The organism is Nonomuraea mangrovi (genome assembly GCF_042681425.1).
Lineage (GTDB): Bacteria > Actinomycetota > Actinomycetes > Streptosporangiales > Streptosporangiaceae > Nonomuraea > Nonomuraea mangrovi.
In genome coordinates, this window is sequence record NZ_JBHUFV010000009.1 from 1 (window position 1) to 2,407 (window position 2,407).

Annotated in this window: 2 protein-coding genes; both read left to right on the top strand. The window is 73.0% G+C overall.

All coding sequences use genetic code 11. The annotated features are described in order from the left end of the window. On the top strand, positions 1–1,000 hold a 1,000-nt coding region (locus ACFSKW_RS06585; RefSeq protein WP_379570231.1), incomplete at its 5' end, for an AMP-binding protein. Then, positions 997–2,407: condensation domain-containing protein (locus tag ACFSKW_RS06590; protein WP_379570233.1), on the top strand; the 1,411-nt coding region annotated here is incomplete at its 3' end. The genes ACFSKW_RS06585 and ACFSKW_RS06590, both read left to right, overlap by 4 nt.

Consider the following 2,407-nt stretch of genomic DNA (forward strand, 5'->3'; position numbering starts at 1 on the left):
CCTCCTCGAAGAAGACATCCACCTCCCCCAACGCGTCATCTGCTCCGGCGAGGCCCTGCCCGCGGGGCTGGAGTGGCCGGGCGAGGCCGAGCTGCACAACCTGTACGGCCCGACCGAGGCGGCCGTGGACGTCTCGTGGCATCACTGCCTGCCGGGGGAGACGGTCGTGCCGATCGGCAGGCCGGTCGACAACACCCGGCTGTACGTGCTCGACGAGTCGCTCCGGCCGGTGCCGGTCGGCGCGCCGGGTGAGCTGTACATCGGCGGCGTCCAGCTGGCGCGCGGCTACCTCAACAGGCCCGCCCTCACCGCCGAACGCTTCGTCCCCGACCCCTCCGGCACCGGCACCAGGCTCTACGCCACAGGCGACCTCGCCCGCTGGCTACCCACCGGCGAACTCGAATACCTCGGCCGCACCGACTTCCAAGTCAAGATCCGCGGCATGCGGGTCGAGCTCGGCGAGGTCGAGGCGGTCCTGCGGGAGCAGCCGGGCGTCAACCAGGCCGCCGTCAGGCTCGTCGACGGCCGGCTGGTCGGGTACCTGGTCGGCGACGACGGTGTCCCGGATCTGCGCGCCGTGCTTCCCGAGTTCATGATCCCCACCGCGTGGGTGCGTCTGGAGGCGCTGCCGCTCACCTCCAACGGCAAGCTGGACCGGGCCGCGCTCCCCGCGCCCGGGCAGCCCGCCGACCTGCCGTGGGAGCCTCCGGGCACCGACGCCGAGCGAGCCGTGGCACGCGTCTGGCAGGAGGTGCTGGGGCTGGAACGGGCCGGCAGGCACGACTCCTTCTTCGCGGTCGGCGGCGACTCCATCCGCAGCCTCAAGGTGGTGGCCAGACTGCGCGCGGCGGGCTACGACGTGAAGCTGCAGCAGCTGTTCACGCACCAGTCGGTGGCGGAGCTGGCCACGGCGCTGCGCCCGCGCGCGGCCGTGCAGAAGCCCGAAGCGGGAGCGTTCGCCCTGCTCAGCGCCGCGGACCGAGAGAGGCTCAAGGGATGATCGTCGATGCTTACCCGCTGACCGCGCTGCAGGCGGGGATGCTCTACCACAGCGAGCTGGACGGCGTGACCTTCCACGACCACACCACGCTCACGCTGCGCGGCCGTTTCGACGAGGCCGCGCTGGTCAGAGCCCTGGGCGAGGTCGCCGCGCGGCACGAGGCGCTGCGCACGTCGTTCGACCTCACCACGTTCAGCGAGCCGGTCCAGCTCGTGCACGACCACGCGGAGATCCCGCTGACCGTGGCCGCGACCGCGCCCGAGTACGGGCCGTTCGACTGGTCGGCGGCGCCGTTGCTCAAGGTGCACGTCCGCCCGGAGGCGGACCGGTTCGCGCTGACGGTCTACTTCCACCACGCGATCCTCGACGGCTGGAGCGTCGCCGCGCTGGTCAACGAACTGCTGGCGCGCTACCGCACGGCGGGGCTCCCGGTGGAGCCGCCCGGTGCCCGCTTCCGGGACCTGGTGGCGGTGGAGAAGGAACTCGTGGCCTCGCCGCAGGCCGCGCAGTTCTGGCGGGACGTGGTCGCGGACGCGCCGGACGGCCGCCTGCCCAGGATGCCCGGCTACCCGACGAGCGGGCCGCGCACGGTCGGGGTGCTGGCCACGCCGCTCGAGCCCGGGCTGGTCGCCGGCCTGGAGGAGCGGGCGGCGCGGGAGCGGGTGCCGCTGCGGTCGGTGCTGATCGCCGCGCACCTGCGGGTGTTGCACCTGGTCACGGGCGACCCCGACGTGCTGACCGGGGTCCTCACGCACGGCCGGCCGGAGAGCGACGCGGGTGACGAGGTGCTCGGCCTGTTCCTCAACACGGTCCCGCTGCGGCTGCGCGCGGACGCGCCGGAGCTGGTGCGCGGGGTGTTCGACGCGGAGGTGGCGCTGATGCCGTTCCGCCAGTACCCGCTGTTCGAGATCCAGCGGGCGGCCGGGCGCTCGCCGCTGCTCGACGCGCACGTCGACTTCCGCGACTTCCACGTGTACGGCGGCGCCGACCTGACCATCGAGGACCAGGACTTCTTCGAGCAGACCGACCTGGCGTTCAGCGCGGCTTTCATCAGGACCCCCGGGCATGGCCTGTCGTTGACCATCTCCTACGACACCACCCAGTTCCCCGCCGAGCAGGTCGAGCGCTACCGCGACCTGTACGTCCGGGCGCTGTCCGGTCAGGCGGGCCCTTCTCCGGAGGACATCGCGGCGGTCGCGGAGTGGAACGCCACCGACCGGGAGCATCCAGGCGGGACCCTGCACGGCCTGGTCTTCGAACAGGCCGAACGCACCCCCGACGCCACAGCCCTGGTATTCGAGGGCGACCGGCTGACCTACCGGGAGCTCGCCCAGCGGGCGCGAGCCGTGGCCGCCCACCTGCGCGACGCGGGAGCACACCCCGACCAGCCCGTCGGCGTCCGCATGG